Here is a 24,623-nt window from a genome sequence, read left to right as displayed (position 1 = left end):
CGTCCAGCAGCTTATGCAAGAAAGCTGCTGGACGATTTTTCGTTCCGGGGTCTGGAAACTGGAAGAAGCCAGTTCCCGGCCCATTGCGCGGTGCCAACTTGCAACTCTCATGGCAGTCCAAGGAACAGGCTGCGCGGCTGCGCGGCATGGAGCTCTCGCCAGGGGCAAGAACACGCAGAGGATCCGGTCTGCAAGACCCGCGACAGTAACCGTGGCTCTTCATGGTGCACCCCTGGGAGCCTTCACGGTCATTCGTGCAGCGGCAAGAGTATTGATGGACGCATGTCGCGGATCAGCAACACCGGGTCAATGTATTCTCCTTCGAGTCGCACGCCCCAGTGAATGCATCGGCCCGAGCAGTGCGCCCCGGTTGCTACCTGTCCCACCTTCGCGCCAGCCTCGACCCAATCGCCCACCGAGACTCCGGCGGCTACCGGTTCGATGCTGGTCTTGAATCCGGAACCGTGGTCGATGACCAGCACGGGTCGATCCACGATCACTGAAGCGAAGGCGACTTGGCCGCGCTGGGGCGCGAAGACCGAGTCTCCGGAGCTGGCAGCCAAATCCACGCCGCGATGACCGGGAAGCCAATTCTCCTCCGGCTTATCGAAGGGCTCCAGAATTTCCGGTTCGCCAGCTAGCGGCCAACGCCAGCCGTTGCCGGCGGCGAGTGCAGCTTGTGCTTGGACTGGTTGTGGCGCCGCAGTCAGGGGCGAGGCCGGAGGACCACTGAAGGCCAGCAGCAAAACCTGCAGCCCGGCGACTAGATACTTGGATTTCATCCTCTCAGGATGGACCCAATAGCCGGATCTTGAGCAGTTGGAAGAGCGAATTGTGGGCAAGCGAATGGGCTGCAGATCACCGATATCGCCGTGTAAAGCGTTGAGTTCTCTGTAGTACACTTGAAACAGCAGTGTCCTGTCACAGGTGTGTCCAAAACTGGGTGCGTCGGGCAGGGGATTGACTTCGCGTATGAGTATCCACAGCTTCATGAGCTGTGGCCTGAGGTTCCAGTGGTCCGAGAGAATCGGTGGACCGAAGGCGAGATGCCAAGCATCTATCGGTATTCATGCTAGGGCGGATATCCACAATGGCTATCTGCATCAACCCGAACAAACAAGAGCAGTTACCGCGGGCGCATGCGCGCCCGGTCCGCCACTGCTGAAAGGAGTTGCGACATGCCAGTCGTAACCATGCGAGAGCTGCTTGACAGCGGCGTCCACTTCGGCCACCAGACCCGTCGCTGGAACCCAAAGATGAAGCGCTTCATTTTCACCGAGCGCAACGGCATCTACATCATCGACCTGCAGCAGTCGCTGTCGTTCATCGACCGCGCTTACGAGTTCGTCAAGCAGACCGTTGCCCACGGCGGCACCGTACTGTTCGTCGGTACCAAGAAGCAGGCTCAGGAATCGATCGCCGAGCAGGCTAACCGCGTTGGCCAGCCATACGTGAACCAGCGTTGGCTCGGCGGTATGCTGACCAACTTCCAGACCGTCTCCAAGCGCGTTCAGCGCATGAAGGAACTGGAAGAGATCAACTTCGAGGACGTTGCTGGCTCCGGTCACACCAAGAAGGAACTGCTGCTGCTGAAGCGCGAGCTGACCAAGCTGCAGAACAACCTCGGTGGTATCCGTAACCTGACCCGCACCCCTTCCGCTATCTGGATCGTTGACACCAAGAAGGAACACTTGGCTATCGACGAAGCACAGAAGCTGGGCATCCCAGTTGTGGCCATCCTGGACACCAACTGCGATCCGGACGAAGTTACCTACCCAATCCCAGGCAACGACGACGCAATCCGCTCCGTCAACCTGCTGACCCGCGTTGTTGCTGACGCTGTGGCCGAAGGCCTCATCGCCAAGAACAACAAGGCTGCCGGCAAGACCGAGGGTGCTGCTGAGCCAATGGCTGAGTGGGAGCGCGAGCTGCTTGAGGGCGAGAAGGCCAAGGCCGAAGCTCCAGCTGCAGAAGCTGCAACTGAAGCACCAGCTGCAGACGATGCAACTGAGGCACCAGAAGCCAAGTAGTCACCTCGGTGACTCCAGAAGTTTGCCTGGGCGCACTAGCGTGTAGCTCGGGGTGAACTTCACCAAGTCTTGTGGGACGGGCCGGAAATCCGACCCGTCCCATAAGCAAAATAAACTTGAAACTCCTAGCTGAATGGGATTGCACGTGGCAAACTACACCGCTGCTGATATCAAGGCACTGCGCGAGCGCACTGGCGCCGGCATGATGGACGTTAAGAAGGCACTGGACGAGGCTAACGGCGACGCCGAGAAGGCCATTGAGATCATCCGCGTCAAGGGCCTGAAGGGCGCTACCAAGCGCGAAGGCCGTTCGACCGCTGAAGGCCTGGTTGCTGCCAAGGTTGAAGGCAACGTCGGCGTCATGATCGAGATCAACTGCGAGACCGACTTCGTTGCCAAGAACGAGAAGTTCATCGCACTGGCCAACAAGGTCCTGGATGCCGCTGTGGCTTCCGGTGCTGCAGATGCAGAAGCACTGCTGGCTTACGAGCTGGACGGCAAGACCGTTGGCGACATCGTTATCGAAGAGGGCGCAATCCTCGGCGAGAAGGTTGTTGTACGCCGTGTTGCACGCATCGAGGGTGCCAAGGTTGCTTCGTACCTGCACAAGACCAGCAAGGACCTGCCAGCTCAGGTTGGCGTTCTGATGGCTGTTGACGCTGACAGCGAAGCTGCCGCAACCGTCGCACACGACGTTGCTGTCCACACCGCTGCAATGGCTCCTACCTTCCTGTCCCGCGAGGAGGTTCCAGCTGACAAGGTTGCCGACGAGCGCCGCATCGCAGACGAAACCGCTCGCGCGGAGGGCAAGCCAGAAGCTGCACTCACCAAGATCGTTGAAGGCCGCCTGACCGGTTTCTTCAAGGAAATCGTCTTGGTTGACCAGGCTTTCGCCAAGGACGCAAAGAAGTCCGTAGGCAAGGTCTTCGAAGAAGCTGGCACCAAGCCAGTTGCCTTCGCACGCTTCCGCGTTGGTGCCTAAGCTTTTACAGCTCTAAGCATTAGCCGTACGCATTAAGCGAACCGCGTTCAGGGCAACCTGAGTGCACAAGATCAAAGGGAGGTGAGCACCGAGAGAAAACTCGGTGACTCGCCTCCCTTTTCTTGAGCCCGGATCTCACGATAGCTTGGGATCTGGGAAGTAGTACCCCCAGCTTGATTCCGACCTCCAGGAGTAAGACACCTCATGCCAAGCACCCCAGAAACCAAACGACGCCGCGTACTGCTCAAGCTCTCCGGTGAAGTATTCGGCGGCGGCAAGATCGGCGTTGACCCGGATACCGTTCGCGGCATCGCCAAGCAGATCGCTGAAACCGTAGGCGAAGTAGAGGTCGCAATCGTGGTTGGCGGCGGCAATTTCTTCCGCGGCGCAGAACTCTCGGCCTCCGGCATGGACCGCTCGCGCGCAGACTACATGGGCATGCTTGGCACCGTCATGAACTGCCTGGCACTGCAGGACTTCCTGGAACAATGTGGCGTCGAAACCCGCGTCCAGTCGGCCATCGCCATGGCCCAGGTCGCAGAAAACTACATCCCACGCCGTGCCATCCGCCACATGGAAAAGGACCGCGTTGTCATCTTCGGCGCTGGCGCAGGCCTGCCGTACTTCTCCACCGACACCGTGGCCGCGCAGCGTGCCCTGGAAGTCGATGCTGACGAAGTTCTGATGGCCAAGTCGGGCGTCGATGGCGTGTACACCGCGGATCCGAAGAAGGATCCGACCGCCAAGAAGCTGGAGACCTTGACCTACAGCGACGCGCTGGTCAACGACATCCGCGTGATGGACCAGACCGCCATGACCATGTGCCAGGACAACAAGCTCAATATGCTGGTCTTCGGCATGGAAGGCGAAGGAAACGTGGCCGCGGCAATTCGCGGCGAGCGGATTGGCACCACTGTCACCGTCTAATCGGTGATCGTGGCTTAGGATTGAAGTAGATTTAATTTCCCGTAGCGGAAACACAGATGAAGTACTTGAGGAGTACCGGTGATTGACGAAACGCTGGCGGAAACCGCCGAAAAGATGGAACGCACCATTGAGGCCGCCAAGGAGGACTTCGCGACGATCCGTACCGGTCGCGCCCACCCAGGCATGTACTCGAAGGTCATGGTGGACTACTACGGTTCCCCGACCCCACTGCAGCAGTTGGCTTCCTTTGCAGTGCCAGAAGCACGCACCATCACCATCACCCCATTCGATGTGACCGCTATGCGCGCAATCGAAAAGGCTCTGGGCGATCCAGAAGTTGGGGCAAACCCATCTTCGGACGGAAAGATGATCCGCGTTGTCCTTCCAGTGCTGACCGAAGAACGCCGCAAGGAATACGTCAAGCTGGCCAAGGCCAAGGGTGAGGACGCCCGCGTTGCGCTGCGTAACCACCGCCGCAAGGCCAAGGACTCCATCGACAAGTTGGTCAAGGATGGCGAAATTGGCGAGGACGAGGGCACCCGTGCAGAAAAGGACCTCGACGCGCTGACCAAGAAGCACGTTGACGCAGTTGACGAGATCTTGAAGAAAAAAGAAGCAGAGCTGCTGGAAGTCTAATGCCAGGCTCGACAGACAACACTGAGGGCAACGCTTCGGCGGTGCCCTCAGTGGCATCCGGAGAATCCCAGCCCCTGACCCGACGTGAAGCTCGTGCCCAGCGCGAGGCTGCCGCCAAGGGGAAAAAACGCGGTTTCATGAAGAACCGCGCGGCTAGGGAAACTCCAGAACCTGCCACTGGAATCCAAGAACCGGTCACGACTGGACCGGCCAATCCGGTAGCTGCTCCAATGGCCACGCCAGCACCGGCACCAGCCGTGGAGCAAGTTGCCGGCACCGATGGCGTTTTGCCGACCCCTCAGCCAGGGGCTGGCGCGAACCCGGCAGCCGAGGCTTCCCCAGGCAAGGATGCAGCCGCTACGGCTGATACCGGGCAAGCGAAAGAGCGTGCCAAGGCAGCCTTCAAGGCTGATACGTCCAAGTCGGTGGCGGCTCCGGGGCCGGTAGCTGCCCAGCAGGCCGGACCAGCCGAGGAACCGGCTGAGCCCGTAGAATCGGCGGAACCCGGCAAAGCCAAGATCTTAGCGGCCCCAGCTGCCCAGGGTGGTATGCCAGCGAAGGGCGAAGCGACCAAACAGGACGCCGAATCAGCGGCGCAGAATCCAGCGCCTGCCGAGGGCAAGGTGCCTGCTCCACCGGTTTCCGACTCCACGGACCTGGCCGAGACCGGCCAGCCCGACGCGGCAGAAGCAGACATCCCTGCCGAGCTGTTGATAGGAACCCCGGAGCCGAAGAAATCGCGCGCCGGACGCAACCTGCCCGCGGCAATCGGCGTAGGCTTGCTGATGCTCGGCGTCGTCCTCGTTGGCCTGATGTGGTCGCAGCCATTGCTGGTCATCGCGCTGATTGCGCTCAGCGGCATTGGCTGCTGGGAAGTTGCGAGAGCTACTACTCACGCCAAGACCGCGGTGCCTCAATTGCCGTTGTACCTGTCCTCGGTCTTGCTGCCGGTCAGTGCCATTTGGGGCGGGGTGGAAGCCCTTGGATTCAGCTACATTGCCTGTATCCTCATCGCTCTGCTCTTCCGGCTCATGGAAGGACTCAAGGGTGCTGTGGCCTCGGTGATGAGCAGCGTGTTCATCATCAGCTGGGTGCCGCTGCTGCTTTCCTTCGCCCTGCTGATTCTTGATTCCGAGAATGGCCAATGGCTCATTGCCACGCTTTTGCTGCTCGCGGTCGCCAACGACACCTTCGGCTACATCGTGGGTGTGCTAATAGGCAAGCATCCGATGGCGCCAAAGATTTCTCCGAAAAAGTCCTGGGAGGGCTTCGCCGGATCAATGATTGGTTCGATGGCTATTGGTGCTTGCGCAATGCACTTCTGGCTGGAAATGCCATGGTGGACGGGCGTCATCTTGGCGTTCTTCACCACCATTGCCGCGACCACTGGCGACTTCGCGGAATCCATGGTCAAACGTGAACTGGGCATCAAGGACATGAGCAACTTGCTGCCGGGCCATGGCGGAATCATGGATCGCTTGGACTCGATATTGTTTGTCATTCCTCTGGGCTACGTGATTTCGCATGTGTTGGCCTGGAGCGTCGAAGTCTTCTGACCGGTCCCGCCAGCGGGTGTGATCCTCTACTGGAATGCACTGGCTGGTGTGGCCATTAAGCCAACTATTGGCCCAAGCCAATAGAATATGAGGGGTATCGCCTTACCGGGGTACCCAACTGATATCTCTCTAGAGAAAAAGGAACTGTCGTGTCGCAGCAGCAAGATGCTCCGTTTTCCCGCGTACCGGACTCGGAATTCGGCTACAACGCAAAGCAAGTTGATGCATTCCTGAGCCGTGCCCGCGCCACCTTCAACGGTGGAGGAAACGACGACAGTGTGGTCACCAGCCACCTGATCCGCCGCACCACTTTTGCGCCGCAGAAGGGCGGGTACCAGGCCCGCGAAGTCGATGGTGCGCTGGACCGCTTGGAAGATGTCTTTGCCAAGCGCGAGCGCGACGACTTGATTGCCCATCAGGGCGAGGAGGTCTGGCTGCAGCAGGTAGGCCGCCTGGCCGCGATCCTGCGTGGCCGCCTGCACCGTGCCAAGGGTGAGCGTTTCCGTCGCCCGTCGCGTTCCAACGCGTCGAGCTACAACATCGAAGATGTCGATCGCCTATGCGATCAGCTCATCGACTATTTCGAGAACGACGTGCCCATGGCCGTTGACACCGTACGCCGCGTGGAATTCCGCTCTTCGCAGGGAACCGATGGCTACGAGGAATCGCAGGTCGATGCATTCCTTGACCGCGTGGTCGAGCTGATGGCTTCGATCGACTAGCAGCTGTCTCCAGCGCAAACGCATTGCCGCGCAGGGCAGTGGGAAATTCTTCCCGCTGCCCTGCGCGGCTTTTTGCATTCTTGGCGACGCGCTGGCCGATAAGGCTAGGGCCGGGTCTGTTCATAGTGGGCCAACCAGTTTCGCAGCATTTCTTCGAGCGCAGGACGATCAGCCGGGGCCAGCTGGTCCACGAGGCGCTTTTCGTTGCGCATGTGGGCGGTAAACGCTTCATCGATTTTCTTCTTGCCGCTAGCCGTCAAGGAGATGCGGCGCCCACGCCTGTCATCACCGGATAGCGCGCGGGTGACCCAGCCGTTGCTGACCAGCTTGTCGAGCCGCTTGGTCATGGCTCCGGTGGTCACCATCGTCTGCTGTGCCAGCTCGCCGGGGGCCAGGGAGTGGGGTTCTCCTGCCCGCCGCAAGGCCGCGAGCACATCGAATTCAGCTTCGGTCAGCCCATGCTCTGCATAAACCGTGCAGAGCTCCTCGGTCAGGTAATTAGCCAAGCGATGCAGCCGGCCGATGATTCCCTGGGGCGCTGGGTCGAGATCCGGCCGTTGTTCTGCCCACTGCTGTTGAATGCGCGATACGTGGTCGTTTTGCTCCATGCCTTTATTATATCTTCCAAGGAAGCTAAAGTATCTTCCATGGAAGATATTTTGAATTCCGCGGGGCACCGGCTTCGAACGCTGGGCTGGGTAGCACTGACCGCGATAGCCCCGATCGCGTGGGGCTCCAATTACTATGTCACCAAGGAATTTCTTCCCGACGGCTCAGCGCTCTGGGGTGCGGCGATCCGCGCATTGCCGGCGGGCTTGGTGTTGCTGGGGCTAGCCAGGAAACTCCCGCAGGGCAGCTGGTGGTGGAAATCCGCGGTTCTGGGCGTGCTGAATATCGGTGCCTTCTTTGCCCTGATCTACGTGGTGGCGCAACTTTTGCCATCGGGTGTCGCTGCTACGACCATGGCGATTTCTGCCGGTGTGCTCATGCTGTTCGCATGGCTATTGCTCGGTGAACGTCCTGCACGTTGGCCTTTGGTTGGGGCCCTCTTGGGCTTCGTCGGCGTGGGCATCATGGTATTCGATGCACAGGCCGGCATCGATATCCTGGGGATCGTCTTGTCGCTGGTAGCAATGGTCCTATCCAGTGCCGGGTTCATCCTGACCAAACGATGGTCTGAAGGGATGCCGATTATCCGTGTCACCGCCTGGCAGCTGGTGGCCGGAGGGGCAGTACTGGTCCCGTGCGCGCTGTTCGTGCATGGAGCACCCCCAGAGCTTGACCTGCAGGCGATGGCGGGCTTCGGCTATGTCAGCCTCATTGCCACCGCGGCTGCCTATCTTGCCTGGTTCACCGGGCTGCGCCATCTCCCTGCATCGTCAGTTGGCCTCATTGGCCTGCTCAATCCAGTGACAGGGGTCCTGCTGGGAACATTGCTGGCAGCGGAAAGCCTCGGCCTCCAAAGCCTGATCGGGATGGGCTTGGTTCTCGGCGGAGTCCTTCTGGGGCTGGCCAAGGGATCCCGGCGCAGATCAGCTTCGGCACGCGAAGCATCTGGCCGCGACGCGCCTGCCGGAGAATCCGTGGAGACTGGCTAGAACTTCGCCCGCCAGTCCGGGACATGGAGCAACGCCATGACGCGTTCAACGTTGGCGGGCACGCTCCGCTTGGTGCTGCGCGATACGAAGATCATCACCATGAAGGCCAAGGGAACGCTCCACGCCGCAGGCTGGCGCAAGAGGTGGATCCAGATCTCATCTTCCTGGGGCAGGAAGGCGCCGGTCATCAAGGCCAGCCCGCAGGAGATGCCGCCAGCCAGCAGTCCGGCAACAGCACCTCGAGCGGTCAGTGAACGCCACCAAATGCCCAAGAGCAGCAGCGGGCAGATGGTGGATGCAGTGAAGGCGAAGACGTTTCCAATGGCGCCCGCCAAGGCCAATGAATTGGTCACCACCGCGACCAGGACGGGCAGGGCGGTGGCCAGCACGGTAGAGATCCTGAAGCCCCGCACGGTACCCGAGAAGAATTCCTGGGACAGCGCACCAGCCAGGGATACCACCAAACCGGAGGTGGTGGAGAGGAAAGCTGCGAATGCGCCACCGACGACAATTGCGGTCAAGGCGTCGCCCAGGAATCCGTCGAAGAGGCGCCCGGGCAAGAGCAGGATGGTGGCATCGGTTTCATTGGTGGCACCGAGCTCCGGGGTGTAGAGCAAGCCCAGCACGCCCAAAGTCGTCGGCAAGAGGTAGAACGCGGAGAGCAGGCACAGCACAATCACCGTGGTGGTACGCGCAGTCTGGCCTGTGGGGTTCGTGTAGAAGCGCACCAGCACATGCGGCAGCCCCAGGGTGCCGAAGAGCAATGCCAAGATGATGGATACCGTCTCGTAGAGGTTCATCGCGTTCACGGACTCCAGCTGCGCATACAGGGCCTGGGCATGCCCGGATGCCGAATGCTCGGGGATGGCCCGCCCCAGCAGGAAAATCGTGGGAATAACCAAGGCCGCCAGCTTGAACCAGTACTGGAAGGCCTGGACGAAGGTCACCGAGCGCATCCCGCCGGACAGCACCGTCACGCAGACAACCGCGGCAACAATGACCGGACCGGCCCAACTCGGGAATCCGGTAGCGATGGATAGGGTCAGGGCTGCTCCGTGCATTTGCGGAACGATATAGAGCCAGCAGATCACCACCACCAGATAGGTGGTGATTTTCCGCAGCATCGGCGAGCCTTCGAAACGGATCTGCGCGAAATCGGGAATTGTGTATGCCCGGGAACGTCGCAGGGGAGCGGCAACAAACAGGAGCAGCATCAAGTAGCCTGCGGTGTAGCCGATGGGGAACCACAAACCTGATTGCCCAGAGAGCACAATCAGCCCGGCAACGCCCAGGAACGAAGCTGCCGACAGGTATTCGCCGCCAATCGCAGAGGCATTCCACCACGGGCGTACGGTGCGTGAAGCTACGTAGAAGTCGGAAGTCGTGCGGGACAGGCGCAGGCCGTGGAAGGCAATCAGCATGGTGGTGAGGCAAACGATCACCAGGGAGGAAACGGACAGCAGGCTAGCCACGGCTGATGCTCCGATACCGTTCTTCATTGCGTCCCGCGGCCCTGTTGTAGAGCATTCCGGCCACGATGATCAGTGGATACATGCCGATGCCCAAAACCCACCATGGCAGGGGCAGGCCTAGCAGGTGGATGTCCTCGAAGACCGGCCAAAAGACGAGCAATGCACTGATGCCTACCAGCATCGCCAGCAGGCCCGCCGCGACGGCACAGGCCAGCCGCAGCTGGGAGCGGATCAGCTGGCGAACATAGAATTCTTCTGCTGTGTGCTCGGGACGGTCGGGGGAGACAGTCAAGGATGCATCCTGCGGAGCCTGGACACGCACGCGTTTTGGACGCTGCTCAGCGAAACGTCCGGGCATGAGGGGCTCTCGCCGGCTGTTGTCTTGGGGAAGGTGCTCCACGGAAGGCCAACAGCTTCCTACAGCGGGCGGACGCGGTTGGCAGCCAAGCGTTCCCGCAGGTATGGCAACGCGCGACGAGAAATCGGAAGTTCGGTGCTGTTGACCAGCACAGCGGCCTTGCCGGTCTGCAAGCGAACGGTTTCGATCTTATCCATGCACACCAGGTAGGAACGGTGGATCCGAACGAAACCGGACTCGCCCCACTGCTGTTCCAAATCGTTGAGCGGAACCCGGATGAGATAGCTCGAATCCTTGGTGTGCAGCCGGGCGTAGTCTCCCTGGGCTTGAACGTAGGCGATATCCGCCCGAGGGATCAGCTTGGTGATGCCTCCCTGGTCCACCGTGATCATTTCAGGCTTGGCAGGGGTCTCCTCGACCAGCTCGCAGATGCGGCGAACGGATTCGGCCAGGCGCTGCGGGCGAATGGGCTTGAGCACGTAGTCGATGGCGGCCAACTCGAATGCTTGCAGCGCTTGATCTTCATCGGCGGTGACAAAAACAATCAGTGGGGGATTGGTGAAGCGGGAGATGACGCGGGCAATATCCAAGCCTGACAAAGCCGGCATGTGGATGTCGAGGAAAAGTGCGTCGACAGTATTTTCCTCCAGCGCCTTCAGCGCCGCGGCACCAGAGGTGGCGCGGTGAATTTTCCCGATGCGGGAATCCTGGCTGAGCAGAAAAGCGATTTCTTCTACCGCTGGAAGTTCATCATCGGCGACCACCACGTTAATCATGCGAAAATTCTACCGTTTATTGGATTTTTCTATGCATCGGAAGTGATCGTGTTGGGCGGACGGAACTTCGGGACACGCAAAGTGATCAGCGTTCCGGCCCCCGGCGCGGTCTCCACCACCAGTCCATTGGAATTGCCGTAGAGCTGGCGCATGCGCAGGTCGACGTTGCGCAGGCCTACGTGCATATTCGGGGTATCGCCAGCTAGCACACTGGACAGCTGCTCGGGATCCATGCCCATGCCGTCATCTTCCACGCTGATAACTGCGTGCATTCCGTCTTCGGTGGCCGTGATGGAGATGACTCCGCCATCTGGCCGGGCTTCGAGTCCATGGCGTACCGCGTTTTCAACCAGCGGCTGCAAGGCCAGGAAGGGAATTTGCGTGGGCAGCACCTCGGGAGCGATCTGCAAGGAGACCTTGATGCGCTCACCGAAACGGGCCTTTTCCAGCAACAGGTAGCGGTCAATGGCTTCCAGTTCCTCGGCCAGGGTGGTGAATTCACCGCGGCGGCGGAAAGAGTACCGGGTGAAGTCGGCGAATTCTATGACCAGCTCACGGGCTCGAGCGGGATCCGTATTGATGAACGAAGCGATCGCATTCAGCGAGTTGTAGATGAAGTGCGGGGAGATTTGAGCGCGCAAGGCACGCATCTGCGCTTCGAGCAGCATGGCCTTGGATTCATCGAGCTGGGCGGTGGACACCTGCGCGGATACAAAGACCGCTACCTCGGAAACTGCCCGAACGAAGCTGGCGCCGGCCCTGCGTGATAGCGCGGTCACCGTTCCCACGCTTTGATCTCCTACGGTGATCGGAGCGGACACGAAGTCCATGCCGGAGGAACGTTCTACCTGGGTTTTGCCGGTTGCCAGCGCGCTTTTGGAAACCTTGGAGGCTGCTTCTTCGAGTTCCGCGGTGAAATCGGCCCCTGCATCGGTGGCCAGCACATGGGTGGTGTCGCTGATCAGCAATACCTGGCAGTTCAAGAGCCTGCGCAGCGCCTTGGCGCTTTTGGCCGCCCCGTCCTCAGTCAGGCCGCGCTCCAAATGGGGAACCGCAACGGACATGTGGTGCAACGTCTTGTAGGTGGCTTCCTCGACGTCGGTACCCATTTCCTTGGTGGAGCGGGAAATCCTGAAACCGATGTAGCCGACAAGAGCGATTCCGACCATCGCAATGGCGACGATCAGGGTGACTTGCAGCGCTGGAGACATGTATCCCATCTTAGGGCCCTGCCTGATCTGCCGACCGTTCAGCGCGCCATGCTGCGCCGTTGGGCGCAGAAAGCAGTCCGTTGAGCCACGAGGTGTGCAAGCCCCCTAGTCGCCAACGGGTTTATCGCCAATAGTGAACTTAGTCACAAAACCGATGTGCGCCCAGTCACATCATCAACTCGCTCAAGGAGGGCATCATGAGTGCCAACCCGGAACACGGCGTCGCTGCTGACGTTGATTTCGTCAAGGAGAGCCAATCCGAGGAATTCCAGGAACTGCGAAAGACCCACCGCAGTTTTGTTTTCCCGATGGCAGTCTTCTTCCTCGTCTGGTATTTCGCCTATGTGCTGCTAGCCGACTACTTCCACGACTTCATGTCCATCAAGGTTCTCGGCAATATCAACATGGGTATTGTTCTCGGGTTGCTGCAGTTCGTGTCGACCTTCGCGATCACCGCGGCCTACGTCAGTTTCTCGAATAAGAAGCTCGACCCCAAGGCAACCAAGATCCGTGAACGCCTAGAGAGCGAGGGAGTGAACTAAATGAACCAGCTCAGTATCCTGGCCCAGGCCGCCGGAGAGTCGACCCAGGTCGGCAACCCCTTGGTCAATATCGCCATCTTCCTGGCCTTCGTGGGCGTCACCATGGTGATCGTGCTCCGCGCCTCCAAGAACAACAAGACCGCTGCGGATTACTATGCAGGCGGCCGTTCCTTCACGGGAACGCAGAACGGCACCGCAATTGCCGGTGACTACCTCTCGGCAGCCTCCTTCCTGGGCATCGTTGGCGCTATCGCCATCCAGGGCTACGACGGCTTCCTCTACTCGATCGGCTTCCTGGTTGCTTGGCTGGTTGCCTTGCTGCTGGTTGCGGAGCTGCTGCGCAACACCGGCAAATTCACCATGGCCGATGTGCTGTCCTTCCGCCTCAAGCAGCGTCCGGTGCGCATCGCCGCGGCCATCTCCACGCTGGCAGTGTGCGTCTTCTACCTGCTGGCGCAGATGGCTGGCGCCGGCGCGCTGGTTTCCCTGTTGCTGGGTATTGACGAGAAGCTGGGACAGTCGCTGGTGATCGTTATCGTTGGCGCATTGATGATCCTCTATGTGCTGGTTGGCGGCATGAAGGGCACCACCTGGGTGCAGATCATCAAGGCCTGCCTGCTGATCGCCGGCGCGCTGATCATGACCGTGTGGACGCTGGCCATGTTCGGCTTCAACTTCTCCGACCTGCTGGGCAAGGCAGCTGAAGTAGCCGGCAACCCCGAGATCCTGAATCCGGGCATGAAGTACGGTGTTTCTGAAACTGCCAAGCTGGACTTCATCTCGCTGGCCCTGGCCTTGGTGCTTGGCACCGCCGGCCTGCCGCACGTGCTGATGCGCTTCTACACCGTTCCTACCGCGAAGGAAGCCCGCAAGTCCGTCGTCTGGGCTATCTGGCTGATCGGCGCCTTCTACCTGTTCACCCTGGTGCTGGGCTTCGGCGCCGGTGCACTGATTGGCCCGGATCGAATCCAGGCGGCTCCAGGCGGCGTGAACTCTGCGGCACCGCTGCTGGCCTACGAATTGGGCGGCACAGTGCTGCTGGGCCTGATCTCTGCAGTGGCCTTCGCAACCATCCTTGCTGTGGTGGCGGGCTTGACCATCACCGCGGCGGCATCCTTCGCCCATGACGTGTACGCGTCGGTGATTGCCAAGGGCAAGCCCACTCCAGAGAAGGAAATGAAGATTGCCCGCCGCACGGTCTTGGTTATCGGAGTCTTCGCTATCGCTGGCGGCATCGGTGCCCAGGGGCAGAACGTGGCCTTCCTGGTGGCATTGGCCTTCGCGGTGGCCGCTTCGGCTAACCTGCCAACCATCTTGTACTCGCTGTTCTGGAAGGGCTTCAAGACCCGCGGCGCAGTGTGGTCCATGTACGGCGGCCTGGGTTCGGCTTTGCTGCTGATCATCTTCTCGCCAGTGTTCTCGGGCTCGGAGACCGCAATGATCCCAAGCATCGATATGGTGATCTTCCCGCTGGCTAACCCGGGTATCGTCTCCATTCCGCTGGCCTTCTTCCTAGGCTGGCTGGGCTCGGTTACCGACAAGCGTGTCGAGGACATTACCAAGCAGGCGGAAATGGAAGTTCGTTCGCTGACCGGTGTCGGTGCCGAGAAGGCAGTCGACCACTAAGGCGAAGAATTCATAAAACTCAATAGCGAAGTTCCGGGAACCAGCCAGCAGGCTGGTTCCCGGAACTTTTTGCTGCCCTGTGCGCTACGCGTTATTGGCTAGCGAGTGCTGAAGCAAAGCGGTGGTGCGGTAGGGGACGAGCTCGGCCATGGATAGTGCCGAGTCCGCACGATTCACTCCGTCTATATGCAGCAGCTGTCCATGGACCCGAAACAGCTCCTCGGCGTCTTTGGCCGCTACCCGCACCAAGATGTCGGCAGAGCCGGTGAGCCCGTGTGCTTCAAGCACCTCGGGGATGGCTTCGAGCTTGGCGGCGATATCCCCGAGATGGCGTTGCTCAACATGCAGCTCGACAAAGGAAAGCAGCCCGTAGCCCAGCACTTCGGGCGGGATGCGGCGGTCAATGGAATCAAGAACTTCATTCTCCAGGCGGGTCATCCGCGTCTGCACGGTATTTCGCCCGAGGTTCAAAGCCGTGGCGATAGCCGAGCCGGTGCGTTTGGCTGCGGTCGAGAGGGCCAGCAGGATGCGCCGGTCGGTAGTGTCCAGAAGTTGCATAATGTGCACGTTAGCACTGACCGGTTCTCATAAACAGTGCGTTTTGCTCTAATTCCAAAAACACCATTGTGCATCCTGCCTTGCGTGAGTAGCATCACATTAAGCGGTGTTTGTGAATGAAAACCCGCAACCGACTACGTGAGAGTAAGGATGCCGATCGTGTCCACACAGCACATTGACGTAGCCGCCGGATGCCTACCCACGCATCAGCTGCTGAACGTCGACGGGAAACGAATCCCGGACGAAGAACTTGACCATTATCTGAAGGACCTCAAAGAAGCGGACCTTGCAGATTTCCTTCGCGACATGGTGGTCCTGCGCCGCATGGACAATGAAGCCACCGCATTGCAGCGCCAGGGCCAGCTAGGACTCTGGGCCCCGTTGCTCGGCCAGGAAGCCGCACAAATCGGCTCGGTCCGCGCCACCGAAGCGGATGACTTCATTTTCCCTTCCTACCGCGAGCATGGCGTCGCATGGGCCAGGGGAGTGAAAGCAGAAGATCTGCTCAGCGTGTGGCGCGGGGCCCAGGCCAGCGGCTGGGATCCGAATGAAGTCAATATTGCTTGCCAGCAGATTGTCATTGGCTCCCAGGCTTTGCACGCAGCCGGATACGGAATGGGAATCAAATTCGACGGGGGCAAGCAAGTTTCTGTGGCCTACTTTGGCGATGGCGCCACCAGCCAGGGCGACGTGAGCGAAGCCATGGTCTTCGCCGCCAGCTACCAGGCGCCAGTGCTGTTCTTCTGCCAGAACAACCAGTGGGCCATTTCCGAACCAGTCCACCTGCAAAGCCGCACCCAGATTGCCGACCGTGCCCACGGCTTCGGGCTGAAGACCTGGCGGGTGGATGGCAATGACATCCTTGCAGTCTACGCAGCCACCAAGGCCGCCCTGAATCACGCGCGCAACGGCCTGGGCCCAACCTTCATTGAAGCGGTCACCTATCGCATGGGGTCGCACACCACCGCCGATGATCCAACCCGCTACCGCAAGAGCGAGCAGCTCGAAGAGTGGAAAGCCAAGGACCCTATCGACCGCCTGGTGAAGTACCTGCATGAGATGGGTGCCGATGTGCAGTCCTACGAGCAGCGTGCCCAGAACGCAGCCGATGATCTGGCCGCGAAGCTTCGCGCCGCGATCACCACCATGGAGGACCCCAAGGTGGAAGAGCTGTTCACCAATGTATATGCCGAGAAGCACGAACCAACCGAACGCGCAGCCAAGAACTATCTGGACTACTTGGCAGATTTTGAAGGTGGAGAGTAACTGTGGTAACCACCATGCTCAAGGCGCTGAACAAGTCGCTGCACGATGCCCTGGACGAGGACGAGAAAGTCATCCTGCTTGGTGAAGACATCGGAACCCTCGGCGGCGTCTTCCGGGTCACCGATGGCCTGAAATCCAAATTCGGCGAGCACCGCGTCGTCGATACCCCGCTGGCAGAATCCGGCATTGTCGGCAGCGCCATCGGCCTGGCCTACCGAGGCTATCGCCCAGTAGTGGAGATCCAGTTTGACGGCTTCACCTACCCGGCCTTTGACCAGCTAGTTTCCCAGCTGGCTAAATTGCATTACCGTTCCCGGGGCCGTGTGAAGATGCCGGTGACAGTTCGAATTCCCTACGGCGGAGGAATCGGTTCACCGGAGCACCACTCCGAATCGCCGGAAGCATATTTCGCCCACACCGCCGGTCTGCGCGTCTTCGCGCCTTCAAGTGTCGAAGATGCCTATAGCATGTTGCGCCAGGCCATCGATTGCGATGATCCGGTCATCTTCTTCGAGCCGAAGCGCCGCTACCACGAGAAAAGCACGGCTGAACTTCTGGCTCCAACGCCAGACGGATCGCCAAAGGCCAAGATCATCCGACCCGGTGAAGATGTCACCGTGGTCGGCTATGGCCCGACCACCTACACCTTGGTGGATGCGGCCAAGGCCGCAGAAGATGAAGGCACCAGTCTGGAGGTCATCGACCTGCGCACCTTGGATCCGTTGGATATCGACACCGTGGCCGAATCCGTCAAGCGCACCGGCAAGCTGGTTGTAGTCCATGAAGCCAGCCGCACCAGCGGTATTGGTGCAGAAATCTGTGCCGAAATCACCGAGCGCTGCTTCGACTATCTGGAGCACGCCCCATTGCGCGTCACCGGATTCGATATTCCGTATCCGCCATCGCGGCTCGAAAGCCACCACCTGCCCGATTTGGATCGAGTGATGCACGCGGTCGATACCGTGATGCGCCACCACGAGGCAACCGAAGGAGCTGCCAAGTGATGACCGCCCACACATTCAAACTCCCGGACCTCGGCGAAGGGCTCACCGAGTCCGAGGTGCTGAATTGGAAAATCAAGGTTGGCGAGCATGTTGCGCTCAACCAGATCATTGCCGAAGTTGAAACCGCCAAGGCAGTGGTTGAACTGCCCTCGCCGTATGCCGGCTTCGTTCAGGCTCTGCATGCCACCGAAGGTGAAACAGTGCAGGTTGGCGGTCCGCTGGTCACTTTTGATCAGGAGCCAGGCGCTTCCGGCGGGCAGCCGCCAGCAGCAGGTCCCGGAAATCATGGGGAAAGTGCGGCCTTCGAGCGCACCCCAACCCTCGTTGGCTACGGTGCCCCGGCAGACACCGGCAACCGTCCAACGCGAAAAGCTCGTGGCTCCCGCAACGGGGGAGCGGCGCAATTGGCGGAACCAGTTGCATCCGCACCGGATGCCGCGCCGGCCAGTCCTGAGCGCGAACAACATGAGACGACTCGATGCACACCGCCCGTACGCAAGCTGGCACGCGATCATGGAGTCGATATTTCGGCGCTCGCCGGCAGCGGCGAGGGTGGGCTGGTGCTGCGTAGGGATGTTCAGCAGGCCATCGATTCCGTAGGTACCAGCACCTCATCGGCAAGGGGAAATGAGCCAGCGTCCTCGCCGGATGTGGACCGCCATGTGAAGATCACCGCCGTCCGCAGAGCCACAGCCAAAGCGATGGTGCAGTCGGCGTTTACTGCACCGCATGCCACCGAGTTCCTCACTATTGACGTCACCGAATCCATGGCGTTGGTGGAAAGAATGCGTTCGCATCGCTTGCTGAAGGACCGGAAACTCAACATCACAACGTTGGCGGCGCTCGTGGTGACGAGATTGCTGAAGACTTATTCTGCGCTGAACTCGACGTGGGATGAAAAGGCTGACGAAATCATTGAGTTCGGGTCAGTGAATCTGGGCATGGCTGTGGCAAGTGACCGCGGCTTGCTGGTTCCGGTGCTGAAAAATGCCCAAGCCAAGACGTTGCCCGTATTGGCAACTGAACTCAGCGAGATTATTCTCCAGGGCCGCGAAGGAACGTTGTCACCAGCCCAATTGACCGGTGGCACATTCTCCATTACCAATGTGGGGGTTTTCGGCGTGGATGCCGGGACCCCGATTCTACCTCCGGGGCAGGCTGGAATCCTGGCATTAGGCCAAGTGAAACGAAGGCCTTGGGAATACCAAGACCAAGTTGCCCTTCGCCATACCATGACTTTGGCTTTGTCCTTCGATCACAGAGTGGTTGACGGCAAGGAAGCAAGCGAGTTCCTCGCAGGTGTCGGCTCGGTATTGGAAGACCCCGGAATGATGAATATTTTTATTTGAGCTTAAATAAAAACTGACCCGGCTGAAGTTATTTCAGCCGGGTGAGTAACCCGATTTCAAGCATTGCTTTCATGACTATTCATTGGTTGTTTCGCAATGTTTGATGTAATCTCATTCACTACGTGCTATAGCTCACGCTTGCCTGCACGGCTCTGCGAAATGCAGAAGCAGCAACGATCTGTTGAGGAGAAATAGGATGCGATACTCGCACGCATCTAAGGCTGTCGTTTTATCTGCAGCCTTGGCGCTGACCCTGTCCGCTTGTGGCGGCGGTTCCAATGAAACCGCCGGTGGCGAAGGTGACGGCTCGTACGTCGTCACCGCAAACACCACCGAACCGCAGAATGGCCTTCTGCCGGCTAACACCAACGAAGTTGGCGGCGGCCGCGTAATGGACCTGATCTTCACCGGTTTGGTCAGCTATGACGCAAAGGGCGCTCCGGTCAATGAACTCGCTGAGTCCATCGAAACCGAAGACTCCCAGAACTACACCATCAAGCTGAAGGCCGGACATACCTTCTCGGATGGTTCCCCAGTAACTGCTGCTTCGTTCGTGGATGCCTGGAACTTCGGCGCCGCGGCAAAGAACGCACAGCTGAACTCGTACTTCTTCGAATCCATCAAGGGCTTCGATGAGGTCAACAAGGAAGGCTCCAAGAAGGAAGAGATGGAAGGCCTGAAGGTAGTGGATGACACCACCTTCACCGTTGAGCTGTCCCAGCCTGAGTCCGACTTCCCGCTGCGCTTGGGCTACACGGCGTTCATGCCGTTGCCGGAAGCGGCCTTCGAGGATCCAAAGGCCTTTGGCGAAAAGCCAATCGGCAACGGCCCATACACGTTGACCGAGTGGAACCACGATGTGAACCTGAAGCTGGACGTCAACGAGAGCTACGACGGACCACGCAAGGCGGCTAACGCCGGCATCGACTTCAAGGTCTACCAGTCCACCGACTCGGCGTACAGCGATCTGCAGTCCAACAACTTGGACGTGCTGGACCAGATCCCGCCAAGCTCGCTGGCTTCCTACGAGACTGATCTGGGCGACCGCTCGATCAACTCGCCCTACGCTGGCAACGCAACCATTACCATTCCGGGTTACCTGGAGCACTTCAAGCAGGGTGAAGAGGGCAACCTCCGCCGTGCAGCGATCTCCCGCGCCATTGACCGCCAGCTGATCATCGACAAGGTGTACAACGGCGGCAAGATCAAGGCCGACGACTTCACCGCACCGGTACTTGAAGGCTATAACGCAGAGGTTCCAGGCAGCGAAGTCCTGGACTTCGACGGGGCTGAAGCCAAGAAGCTGTGGGAAGAGGCTGATGCAATCAGCAAGTGGGACTCCGGCGATGAATTCTCCGTCGGCTACAACGTTGATGGCGCTGGCAACAAGGAATATGTCGAAGCTGTCGTCAACCAGTTGAAGAGCAACCTGGGCATCAACGCCGTGGCTAAGCCATTCAGCTCCTTCAAGGAATTGCGCGAGAAGGTCACCAGCTACGAGATGACCGGTGCATTCCGTACCGGTTGGCAGGCCGACTACCCATCGCTATACAACTTCCTTGGTCCACTATTCGGTACCGGGGCTGGTTCGAATGACGGCAAGTACTCCAGCAAGGAATTCGACGCCAAGCTGACCGAGGGCCTGTCCGCCACGGATCCTGTTGAGGGTGCGAAGATCTTCAACGAAGCACAGGAAATCCTGTTCAAGGATCTGCCGGCTATCCCGCTGTGGTACCAGGCAGTTCAGGGTGGTTGGAGCGAAAACGTGGATAACGTTGAGTTCGGCTGGAACGGTGTTCCTATGTACCAGCAAATCACTGGCAAATAAGTTTCCTTCAGCATTCGGCCTAATCAGAGCGAATAGAAGCTGAAAACTCGTCAAGGGAGATCCGAGCAGCTCAGGGTCTCCCTTTGGCGTGTCCGTCCTGCCTCGCAAAAATAAACGTCGATTACTTTATCGACGGAAAGAGGATAAAAATGGCCTTGTGCCCTCATGTGTCTCGAGGTGAGATGCAAGCATGTTAAGTTTTACCCTGAAGAGAATCGCGCAGCTGATCCCGGTGTTTATCGGTGCTACTTTGCTGGTGTACTTCTTGGTTTTCGCGACTCCCGGTGACCCAATCGCGGCACTCTCCGGCGGCAAGCCAATGAGTGATGCCACCAAAGCGGCCCTAACTGCGCAATACAACTTGGATAAGCCTTTTTGGGTCCAATACGGCCTGTACTTGAAGAACCTGGTGACTTTGGACCTGGGAACTTCATTCTCGGGCCAAGAAGTCAAGGAGATGCTCGCACGAGCATTCCCTGTCACTGCACGCCTGGCGATACTGGCGTTGCTGATCGAATCTGTCTTCGGCATCATCTTCGGCGTCATCGCCGGCATGCGCAAGGGCAAATTGTTCGACTCGACCGTCCTGATCGCATCGCTGCTGGTCATCGCAGTTCCAACCTTCGTACTGGGCTTCCTGCTCCAGTACGTGGTCGGAGTCAAGCTCGAATGGGCAAAGCCAACCGTTTCCGGTTCGGCAACCTGGGGCGAACTGATCCTGCCGGCCTTGGTCCTGGGACTCGTTTCTCTGGCTTACGTTTTGCGACTGACGCGTACCTCCATCATTGAGAACAAAACCGCTGACTATGTGCGCACCGCAACTGCCAAGGGCCTGAGCCGCAACCGCGTTGTCACCGTGCACATCTTGCGCAACTCGCTGATTCCAGTCGTGACCTACCTTGGCGCCGACTTGGGCGCACTCATGGGCGGCGCCATTGTTACCGAGGGTATCTTCAATGTCCCCGGTGTCGGCCACTTGCTCTACCAGGCAATCCAGAAGGGCGAAACCCCGACGGTGGTTGCCGTTGTAGGCGTCTTGGTGATCGTCTTCGTGATCGCCAACCTGATCGTGGATATGCTGTACGCACTGCTTGACCCAAGGATCCGTTATGCCTGAGAACCAGAACTTTAATCCCGAAGACGGCCTTCCCATCCGAAACACCCGTGCCGGCAAAGTTTCCAAGTACAAAATTGAGCACTACGTGGCCCCATTGGAGGAGACTCCGCTGCAGGCGGTGGATTCTGTCAAGGAAACCGGCAAGCCATTGTCCATGTGGGCTGAAGCATGGCGTTCACTGCGCAAGCAGCCGCTGTTCATCATCTCCACGCTTCTGATCATCGCCGTCGTGGTTGTAGCTGCGTTCCCGCAGCTGTTCACGTCCATTGATCCGACTGGCAACCAGGCCTGCTTGCTGGAAAATTCCAATGAGCCAGCACGCCAGGGACATATCATGGGCTTCAACCTGCAGGGTTGCGACATCTACGCCCGTACGATCTACGGCACGCGTGCTTCGCTGCTCGTAGGCGTATTCACTACCCTCATCGTGGTGCTGCTCGGCGGTGCCATTGGCGCGCTGGCAGGCTACTACGGCGGCTGGATCGACACCATCCTGGCTCGTCTGGGCGATATCTTCTTCGCGCTGCCGCTGATCCTTGGCGCCATCATCGTGATGCAGCTTCCTGCCTTCCGTGAAAACCGAAGCGTTTGGACGGTTATCATCACCCTTGCGATCTTCGGCTGGCCGCAGCTGGCACGCATTACCCGCGGCGCAGTGATCGAGGCCCGCAACGCGGACTTCGTGAAGGCCTCGCGCGCGTTGGGCCTGTCCAAGTTCAGCGCTTTGGTCAAGCACGTCATCCCGAACTCGTTGGCACCGATCATTGTTGTTGCCACGGTGAACCTCGGCGTATACATCGTTGCCGAGGCCACGCTGTCCTTCCTGGGCGTCGGGCTTCCGCCAGACGTCATGAGCTGGGGCAACGATATTTCCTCCGCACGTACCCAGCTGCGCAATAACCCGACCATGCTGATGTGGCCAGCACTGTTCCTTTCGGTAACGGTATTGAGCTTCATCATGCTCGGCGATGCAGTGCGCGACGCACTGGATCCGAAGGCCCGGAAGGGAGCCTAAGCAATGACTCAGAGTGCAACTCCCAAGCCTCTGCTGGAAGTCAAGGACCTGGCGATCACTTTCTCCACTCCTGACGGTCCAGTGCACGCAGTGCGCGACGCCAACTTCACCGTGATGCCCGGGGAAACCGTGGCCATCGTGGGCGAGTCCGGTTCCGGCAAGTCAACTTCGGCACTGGCTGCTATCGGCCTGTTGGCCGGCAACGGCAAGGTCTCATCCGGCCAGATTCTTTTTGACGGCGAGGACATCGCCCAAGCGAGCGAAAAGCGATTCGTAGAGCTGCGCGGCAACCATATTGGCATGGTTCCGCAGGATCCGATGTCCAACTTGAACCCGGTCTGGAAGATCGGGTTCCAGGTCAAGGAAACCCTGAAAGCCAACGGCTTGGCGGGGGATAACCCGAACAAGCGTGTAGCCCAGGTCTTGGCCGATGCAGGTTTGCCCGATCCGGAGACGCGTGCGAGGCAGTACCCGCACGAATTCTCCGGTGGCATGCGTCAGCGTGCGCTGATCGCCATTGGCCTGGCCTGCCGCCCGCGCCTGCTGATTGCCGATGAGCCAACCAGCGCACTGGACGTCACCGTGCAGCAGCAGATCCTGGACCATCTGGACACCATGACCAGTGAACTGGGCACCGCCGTGCTGCTGATTACCCACGACCTGGGCTTGGCAGCAGAGCGTGCCGAGAAGGTCGTCGTGATGTACAAGGGGCGTGTCGTCGAATATGGCCCAGCGCTGGAGATTCTGCGCAACCCCAAGCACCCGTACACCCAGCGCCTGATCAACTCGGCTCCATCGTTGTCAGCACAGCGTGGAGACAAGCACGAGGCGATTGTTGATGAGGTAATTCCGGGCAAGGCCGAGCCGCTGCTGAAGGTCAGCAACCTGACGAAGGTCTTCGATATCCGCAAGGGGTTCGGCAAGAAGGAGAAGTTCACCGCGGTGGACAACGTGTCCTTCGAGATCCCCAAGGGCACCACCACCGCCGTGGTAGGCGAGTCCGGTTCCGGCAAGTCCACCATCGCCCAGATGGTGCTCAACCTGTTGGACAAGACCGAGGGCGAGATCATCTTTGATGGCGAACAGATTGGCAACCTGAGCGAGAAGCACTTGTTCAAGTACCGCCGACGTGTCCAGCCGATTTTCCAGGATCCGTACGGATCCTTGGATCCGATGTACTCGATATTCCGAACCATCGAAGAACCACTGCGCATTCACGGTATTGGTAACGCGGCATCACGGGAGAAGAAGGTCAAGGAACTGCTGGATCAGGTTTCCATGCCGGCATCCACCATGCACCGCTTCCCGAACGAGCTGTCCGGCGGACAGCGCCAGCGCATCGCGATCGCGCGTGCTCTGGCCTTGCAGCCGGAAATGATCGTTTGCGATGAGGCTGTTTCGGCGTTGGACGTGCTGGTGCAGGCCCAGGTGCTGGAGCTGCTCGATGAGCTGCAACGCGAAATGGGCCTTACCTACCTGTTCATTACCCACGACCTGGCTGTAGTCCGCCAGATCGCGGACAACGTATGCGTGATGGAACACGGAAAGATCGTCGAACAGGGAACGACGGACGAGATTTTCGATGCGCCAAAGAGTGCATATACCCGCAACCTGCTGGCTGCGATCCCTGGAGCTTCGCTGATCTAGCAGCTCGGAAATCCGCTGAATGGGCCGGTGAAACCGTAAGGTTTCACCGGCCCATTTTGCGCTTAACCTGAGCTCAAGCAACGTCATATTCAACGAATATTTCAGATTTAATCAATCTGAAACAAACGTTGCAAAAATGTTATAAATCACTCCGCGAGTCAACATGCATGAAACAGTTGCCCGATTGATTTTTCCCAATCTGAAAGAAATCCTTGAAATCTCGGGGATGTGAGCTGGATCTCGTAAACCCGTGGGTAACAAGCGCGTTGCGAATGACTCTCAGGGGGAGAGTCGCGGCAATATCTGAAGCGCTTCTTTCTATATCCAAGCCAGAAAATTCGGGTTAGTCTATTGCTCAATGGATTGATCATGTGATCTGATCCACATTGGATCCACCGATCCA

Annotated in this window: 23 protein-coding genes; 16 read left to right on the top strand and 7 right to left on the bottom strand. The window is 59.1% G+C overall.

Annotated features, from left to right (window positions below):
• Positions 1-248 precede the first annotated feature (248 nt).
• Positions 249-782: a M23 family metallopeptidase gene (locus ACIQTS_RS07345; protein ID WP_105661809.1), complete on the bottom strand. Its 534-nt coding sequence runs from the start codon at positions 780-782 to the stop codon at positions 249-251.
• A gap of 396 nt (positions 783-1,178) precedes the next feature.
• Here ACIQTS_RS07345 and rpsB point away from each other — a divergent pair, with 396 nt between their 5' ends.
• The 6 genes from rpsB to ACIQTS_RS07315 all read left to right on the top strand — a co-directional run bounded on the left by rpsB (position 1,179) and on the right by ACIQTS_RS07315 (position 6,853).
• Entirely contained in the window at positions 1,179-2,030 is an 852-nt protein-coding gene (gene rpsB / locus ACIQTS_RS07340) for a 30S ribosomal protein S2 (protein ID WP_105661810.1), read from the top strand.
• Positions 2,031-2,175: 145 nt separating this feature from the next.
• The gene (gene tsf / locus ACIQTS_RS07335; RefSeq protein WP_105657303.1) at positions 2,176-3,012 is read left to right on the top strand and encodes a translation elongation factor Ts; all 837 of its coding nucleotides are present in this window, start codon (positions 2,176-2,178) and stop codon (positions 3,010-3,012) included.
• Positions 3,013-3,216: 204 nt separating this feature from the next.
• Complete coding sequence (gene pyrH, locus ACIQTS_RS07330; RefSeq protein ID WP_105657240.1) at positions 3,217-3,939, top strand: UMP kinase; 723 nt, start codon at positions 3,217-3,219, stop codon at positions 3,937-3,939.
• Between the two features lie 78 nt (positions 3,940-4,017).
• The gene (gene frr / locus ACIQTS_RS07325) at positions 4,018-4,575 is read left to right on the top strand and encodes a ribosome recycling factor (protein ID WP_105657241.1); all 558 of its coding nucleotides are present in this window, start codon (positions 4,018-4,020) and stop codon (positions 4,573-4,575) included.
• A complete protein-coding gene (locus ACIQTS_RS07320) occupies positions 4,575-6,131 on the top strand; it encodes a phosphatidate cytidylyltransferase (protein WP_286134152.1) in 1,557 nt (518 codons plus the stop codon). The genes frr and ACIQTS_RS07320 overlap by 1 nt, the downstream gene beginning before the upstream one ends.
• A 149-nt stretch (positions 6,132-6,280) precedes the next feature.
• Positions 6,281-6,853: a DivIVA domain-containing protein gene (locus tag ACIQTS_RS07315; protein ID WP_105657242.1), complete on the top strand. Its 573-nt coding sequence runs from the start codon at positions 6,281-6,283 to the stop codon at positions 6,851-6,853.
• A 104-nt stretch (positions 6,854-6,957) separates the two neighbouring features.
• Here the strand turns inward: ACIQTS_RS07315 and ACIQTS_RS07310 are convergent, their stop codons facing one another.
• Positions 6,958-7,461, bottom strand: coding sequence for a MarR family winged helix-turn-helix transcriptional regulator (locus ACIQTS_RS07310; protein WP_105657243.1), 504 nt, complete (start codon positions 7,459-7,461; stop codon positions 6,958-6,960).
• Positions 7,462-7,500: 39 nt separating this feature from the next.
• On the opposite strand from ACIQTS_RS07310, the gene ACIQTS_RS07305 reads away from it, so the two are divergent.
• Positions 7,501-8,451, top strand: a complete 951-nt coding sequence (locus ACIQTS_RS07305) for a DMT family transporter (RefSeq protein ID WP_402472358.1) — start codon at positions 7,501-7,503, stop codon at positions 8,449-8,451.
• Here the strand turns inward: ACIQTS_RS07305 and ACIQTS_RS07300 are convergent.
• From ACIQTS_RS07300 to ACIQTS_RS07285, 4 genes are read right to left on the bottom strand one after another with little or no spacing between them, the layout of a single operon-like run.
• Positions 8,448-9,923 (bottom strand): cation acetate symporter, encoded by a 1,476-nt coding sequence (locus ACIQTS_RS07300; protein WP_402472356.1) that lies wholly within the window; start codon positions 9,921-9,923, stop codon positions 8,448-8,450. The two genes, ACIQTS_RS07305 and ACIQTS_RS07300, sit on opposite strands and share 4 nt — an antisense overlap.
• Positions 9,916-10,281 carry a hypothetical protein gene (locus tag ACIQTS_RS07295; protein WP_105657246.1) on the bottom strand — a complete coding sequence of 122 codons (366 nt, stop codon included), beginning with the start codon at positions 10,279-10,281 and terminating at the stop codon, positions 9,916-9,918. Before ACIQTS_RS07295 ends, ACIQTS_RS07300 begins: the two co-directional genes overlap by 8 nt.
• A gap of 59 nt (positions 10,282-10,340) precedes the next feature.
• Positions 10,341-11,057, bottom strand: a complete 717-nt coding sequence (locus tag ACIQTS_RS07290) for a LytTR family DNA-binding domain-containing protein (protein ID WP_105657247.1) — start codon at positions 11,055-11,057, stop codon at positions 10,341-10,343.
• 29 nt (positions 11,058-11,086) lie between these two features.
• Complete coding sequence (locus ACIQTS_RS07285) at positions 11,087-12,268, bottom strand: sensor histidine kinase (RefSeq protein ID WP_105657305.1); 1,182 nt, start codon at positions 12,266-12,268, stop codon at positions 11,087-11,089.
• A gap of 197 nt (positions 12,269-12,465) precedes the next feature.
• Here ACIQTS_RS07285 and ACIQTS_RS07280 point away from each other — a divergent pair, with 197 nt between their 5' ends.
• The gene (locus tag ACIQTS_RS07280) at positions 12,466-12,810 is read left to right on the top strand and encodes a DUF485 domain-containing protein (protein ID WP_105657248.1); all 345 of its coding nucleotides are present in this window, start codon (positions 12,466-12,468) and stop codon (positions 12,808-12,810) included.
• Positions 12,811-14,436, top strand: a complete 1,626-nt coding sequence (locus tag ACIQTS_RS07275) for a cation acetate symporter (RefSeq protein WP_402472351.1) — start codon at positions 12,811-12,813, stop codon at positions 14,434-14,436.
• An 84-nt stretch (positions 14,437-14,520) separates the two neighbouring features.
• On the opposite strand, the gene ACIQTS_RS07270 is transcribed toward ACIQTS_RS07275, so the two are convergent.
• Positions 14,521-14,994, bottom strand: a complete 474-nt coding sequence (locus ACIQTS_RS07270; protein WP_105661916.1) for an Lrp/AsnC family transcriptional regulator — start codon at positions 14,992-14,994, stop codon at positions 14,521-14,523.
• A 150-nt stretch (positions 14,995-15,144) separates the two neighbouring features.
• Between ACIQTS_RS07270 and pdhA the strand changes: the two genes are divergently transcribed.
• The 7 genes from pdhA (at position 15,145) to ACIQTS_RS07235 (ending at position 24,220) form a co-directional block, all read left to right on the top strand.
• The gene (gene pdhA, locus ACIQTS_RS07265) at positions 15,145-16,260 is read left to right on the top strand and encodes a pyruvate dehydrogenase (acetyl-transferring) E1 component subunit alpha (protein ID WP_105661813.1); all 1,116 of its coding nucleotides are present in this window, start codon (positions 15,145-15,147) and stop codon (positions 16,258-16,260) included.
• Between the two features lie 14 nt (positions 16,261-16,274).
• Positions 16,275-17,264, top strand: coding sequence for an alpha-ketoacid dehydrogenase subunit beta (locus tag ACIQTS_RS07260; RefSeq protein WP_332594836.1), 990 nt, complete (start codon positions 16,275-16,277; stop codon positions 17,262-17,264).
• A complete protein-coding gene (locus tag ACIQTS_RS07255) occupies positions 17,264-18,613 on the top strand; it encodes a dihydrolipoamide acetyltransferase family protein (protein ID WP_400290351.1) in 1,350 nt (449 codons plus the stop codon). Before ACIQTS_RS07260 ends, ACIQTS_RS07255 begins: the two co-directional genes overlap by 1 nt.
• Before the next feature lie 196 nt (positions 18,614-18,809).
• On the top strand, positions 18,810-20,441 hold the full coding sequence (locus tag ACIQTS_RS07250; RefSeq protein ID WP_105657253.1) for an ABC transporter substrate-binding protein: 1,632 nt from the start codon (positions 18,810-18,812) through the stop codon (positions 20,439-20,441).
• A gap of 190 nt (positions 20,442-20,631) precedes the next feature.
• The gene (locus ACIQTS_RS07245) at positions 20,632-21,558 is read left to right on the top strand and encodes an ABC transporter permease (protein ID WP_332727079.1); all 927 of its coding nucleotides are present in this window, start codon (positions 20,632-20,634) and stop codon (positions 21,556-21,558) included.
• Positions 21,551-22,573 carry an ABC transporter permease gene (locus tag ACIQTS_RS07240; protein WP_286134154.1) on the top strand — a complete coding sequence of 341 codons (1,023 nt, stop codon included), beginning with the start codon at positions 21,551-21,553 and terminating at the stop codon, positions 22,571-22,573. Before ACIQTS_RS07245 ends, ACIQTS_RS07240 begins: the two co-directional genes overlap by 8 nt.
• A 3-nt stretch (positions 22,574-22,576) precedes the next feature.
• A complete protein-coding gene (locus ACIQTS_RS07235; protein ID WP_105657255.1) occupies positions 22,577-24,220 on the top strand; it encodes an ABC transporter ATP-binding protein in 1,644 nt (547 codons plus the stop codon).
• Positions 24,221-24,623 lie beyond the last annotated feature (403 nt).

The sequence above is a fragment of the Glutamicibacter sp. NPDC090743 genome (assembly GCF_044769125.1).
In the GTDB taxonomy this organism is placed as follows: domain Bacteria; phylum Actinomycetota; class Actinomycetes; order Actinomycetales; family Micrococcaceae; genus Glutamicibacter.
The sequence above is the reverse complement of the archived record's forward strand: the minus strand, read 5'-3'. Positions and strand labels throughout refer to the sequence as shown.

Excerpts from the sequence above, each read along its gene's own strand:
- pyrH (WP_105657240.1), top strand. The coding sequence starts at position 3,217 with ATGCCAAGCACCCCAGAAACCAAACGACGCCGCGTACTGCTCAAGCTC.
- ACIQTS_RS07280 (WP_105657248.1), top strand. The coding sequence starts at position 12,466 with ATGAGTGCCAACCCGGAACACGGCGTCGCTGCTGACGTTGATTTCGTC.
- ACIQTS_RS07320 (WP_286134152.1), top strand. The coding sequence starts at position 4,575 with ATGCCAGGCTCGACAGACAACACTGAGGGCAACGCTTCGGCGGTGCCC.
- rpsB (WP_105661810.1), top strand. The coding sequence starts at position 1,179 with ATGCCAGTCGTAACCATGCGAGAGCTGCTTGACAGCGGCGTCCACTTC.
- pdhA (WP_105661813.1), top strand. The coding sequence starts at position 15,145 with ATGCCGATCGTGTCCACACAGCACATTGACGTAGCCGCCGGATGCCTA.
- ACIQTS_RS07255 (WP_400290351.1), top strand. The coding sequence starts at position 17,264 with ATGACCGCCCACACATTCAAACTCCCGGACCTCGGCGAAGGGCTCACC.
- ACIQTS_RS07260 (WP_332594836.1), top strand. The coding sequence starts at position 16,275 with ATGCTCAAGGCGCTGAACAAGTCGCTGCACGATGCCCTGGACGAGGAC.
- ACIQTS_RS07240 (WP_286134154.1), top strand. The coding sequence starts at position 21,551 with ATGCCTGAGAACCAGAACTTTAATCCCGAAGACGGCCTTCCCATCCGA.
- ACIQTS_RS07245 (WP_332727079.1), top strand. The coding sequence starts at position 20,632 with ATGTTAAGTTTTACCCTGAAGAGAATCGCGCAGCTGATCCCGGTGTTT.
- ACIQTS_RS07290 (WP_105657247.1), bottom strand. The coding sequence starts at position 11,057 with ATGATTAACGTGGTGGTCGCCGATGATGAACTTCCAGCGGTAGAAGAA.
- ACIQTS_RS07275 (WP_402472351.1), top strand. The coding sequence starts at position 12,811 with ATGAACCAGCTCAGTATCCTGGCCCAGGCCGCCGGAGAGTCGACCCAG.
- ACIQTS_RS07250 (WP_105657253.1), top strand. The coding sequence starts at position 18,810 with ATGCGATACTCGCACGCATCTAAGGCTGTCGTTTTATCTGCAGCCTTG.
- ACIQTS_RS07345 (WP_105661809.1), bottom strand. The coding sequence starts at position 782 with ATGAAATCCAAGTATCTAGTCGCCGGGCTGCAGGTTTTGCTGCTGGCC.
- ACIQTS_RS07305 (WP_402472358.1), top strand. The coding sequence starts at position 7,501 with ATGGAAGATATTTTGAATTCCGCGGGGCACCGGCTTCGAACGCTGGGC.
- ACIQTS_RS07295 (WP_105657246.1), bottom strand. The coding sequence starts at position 10,281 with ATGCCCGGACGTTTCGCTGAGCAGCGTCCAAAACGCGTGCGTGTCCAG.
- ACIQTS_RS07235 (WP_105657255.1), top strand. The coding sequence starts at position 22,577 with ATGACTCAGAGTGCAACTCCCAAGCCTCTGCTGGAAGTCAAGGACCTG.
- ACIQTS_RS07285 (WP_105657305.1), bottom strand. The coding sequence starts at position 12,268 with ATGTCTCCAGCGCTGCAAGTCACCCTGATCGTCGCCATTGCGATGGTC.
- ACIQTS_RS07310 (WP_105657243.1), bottom strand. The coding sequence starts at position 7,461 with ATGGAGCAAAACGACCACGTATCGCGCATTCAACAGCAGTGGGCAGAA.
- ACIQTS_RS07270 (WP_105661916.1), bottom strand. The coding sequence starts at position 14,994 with ATGCAACTTCTGGACACTACCGACCGGCGCATCCTGCTGGCCCTCTCG.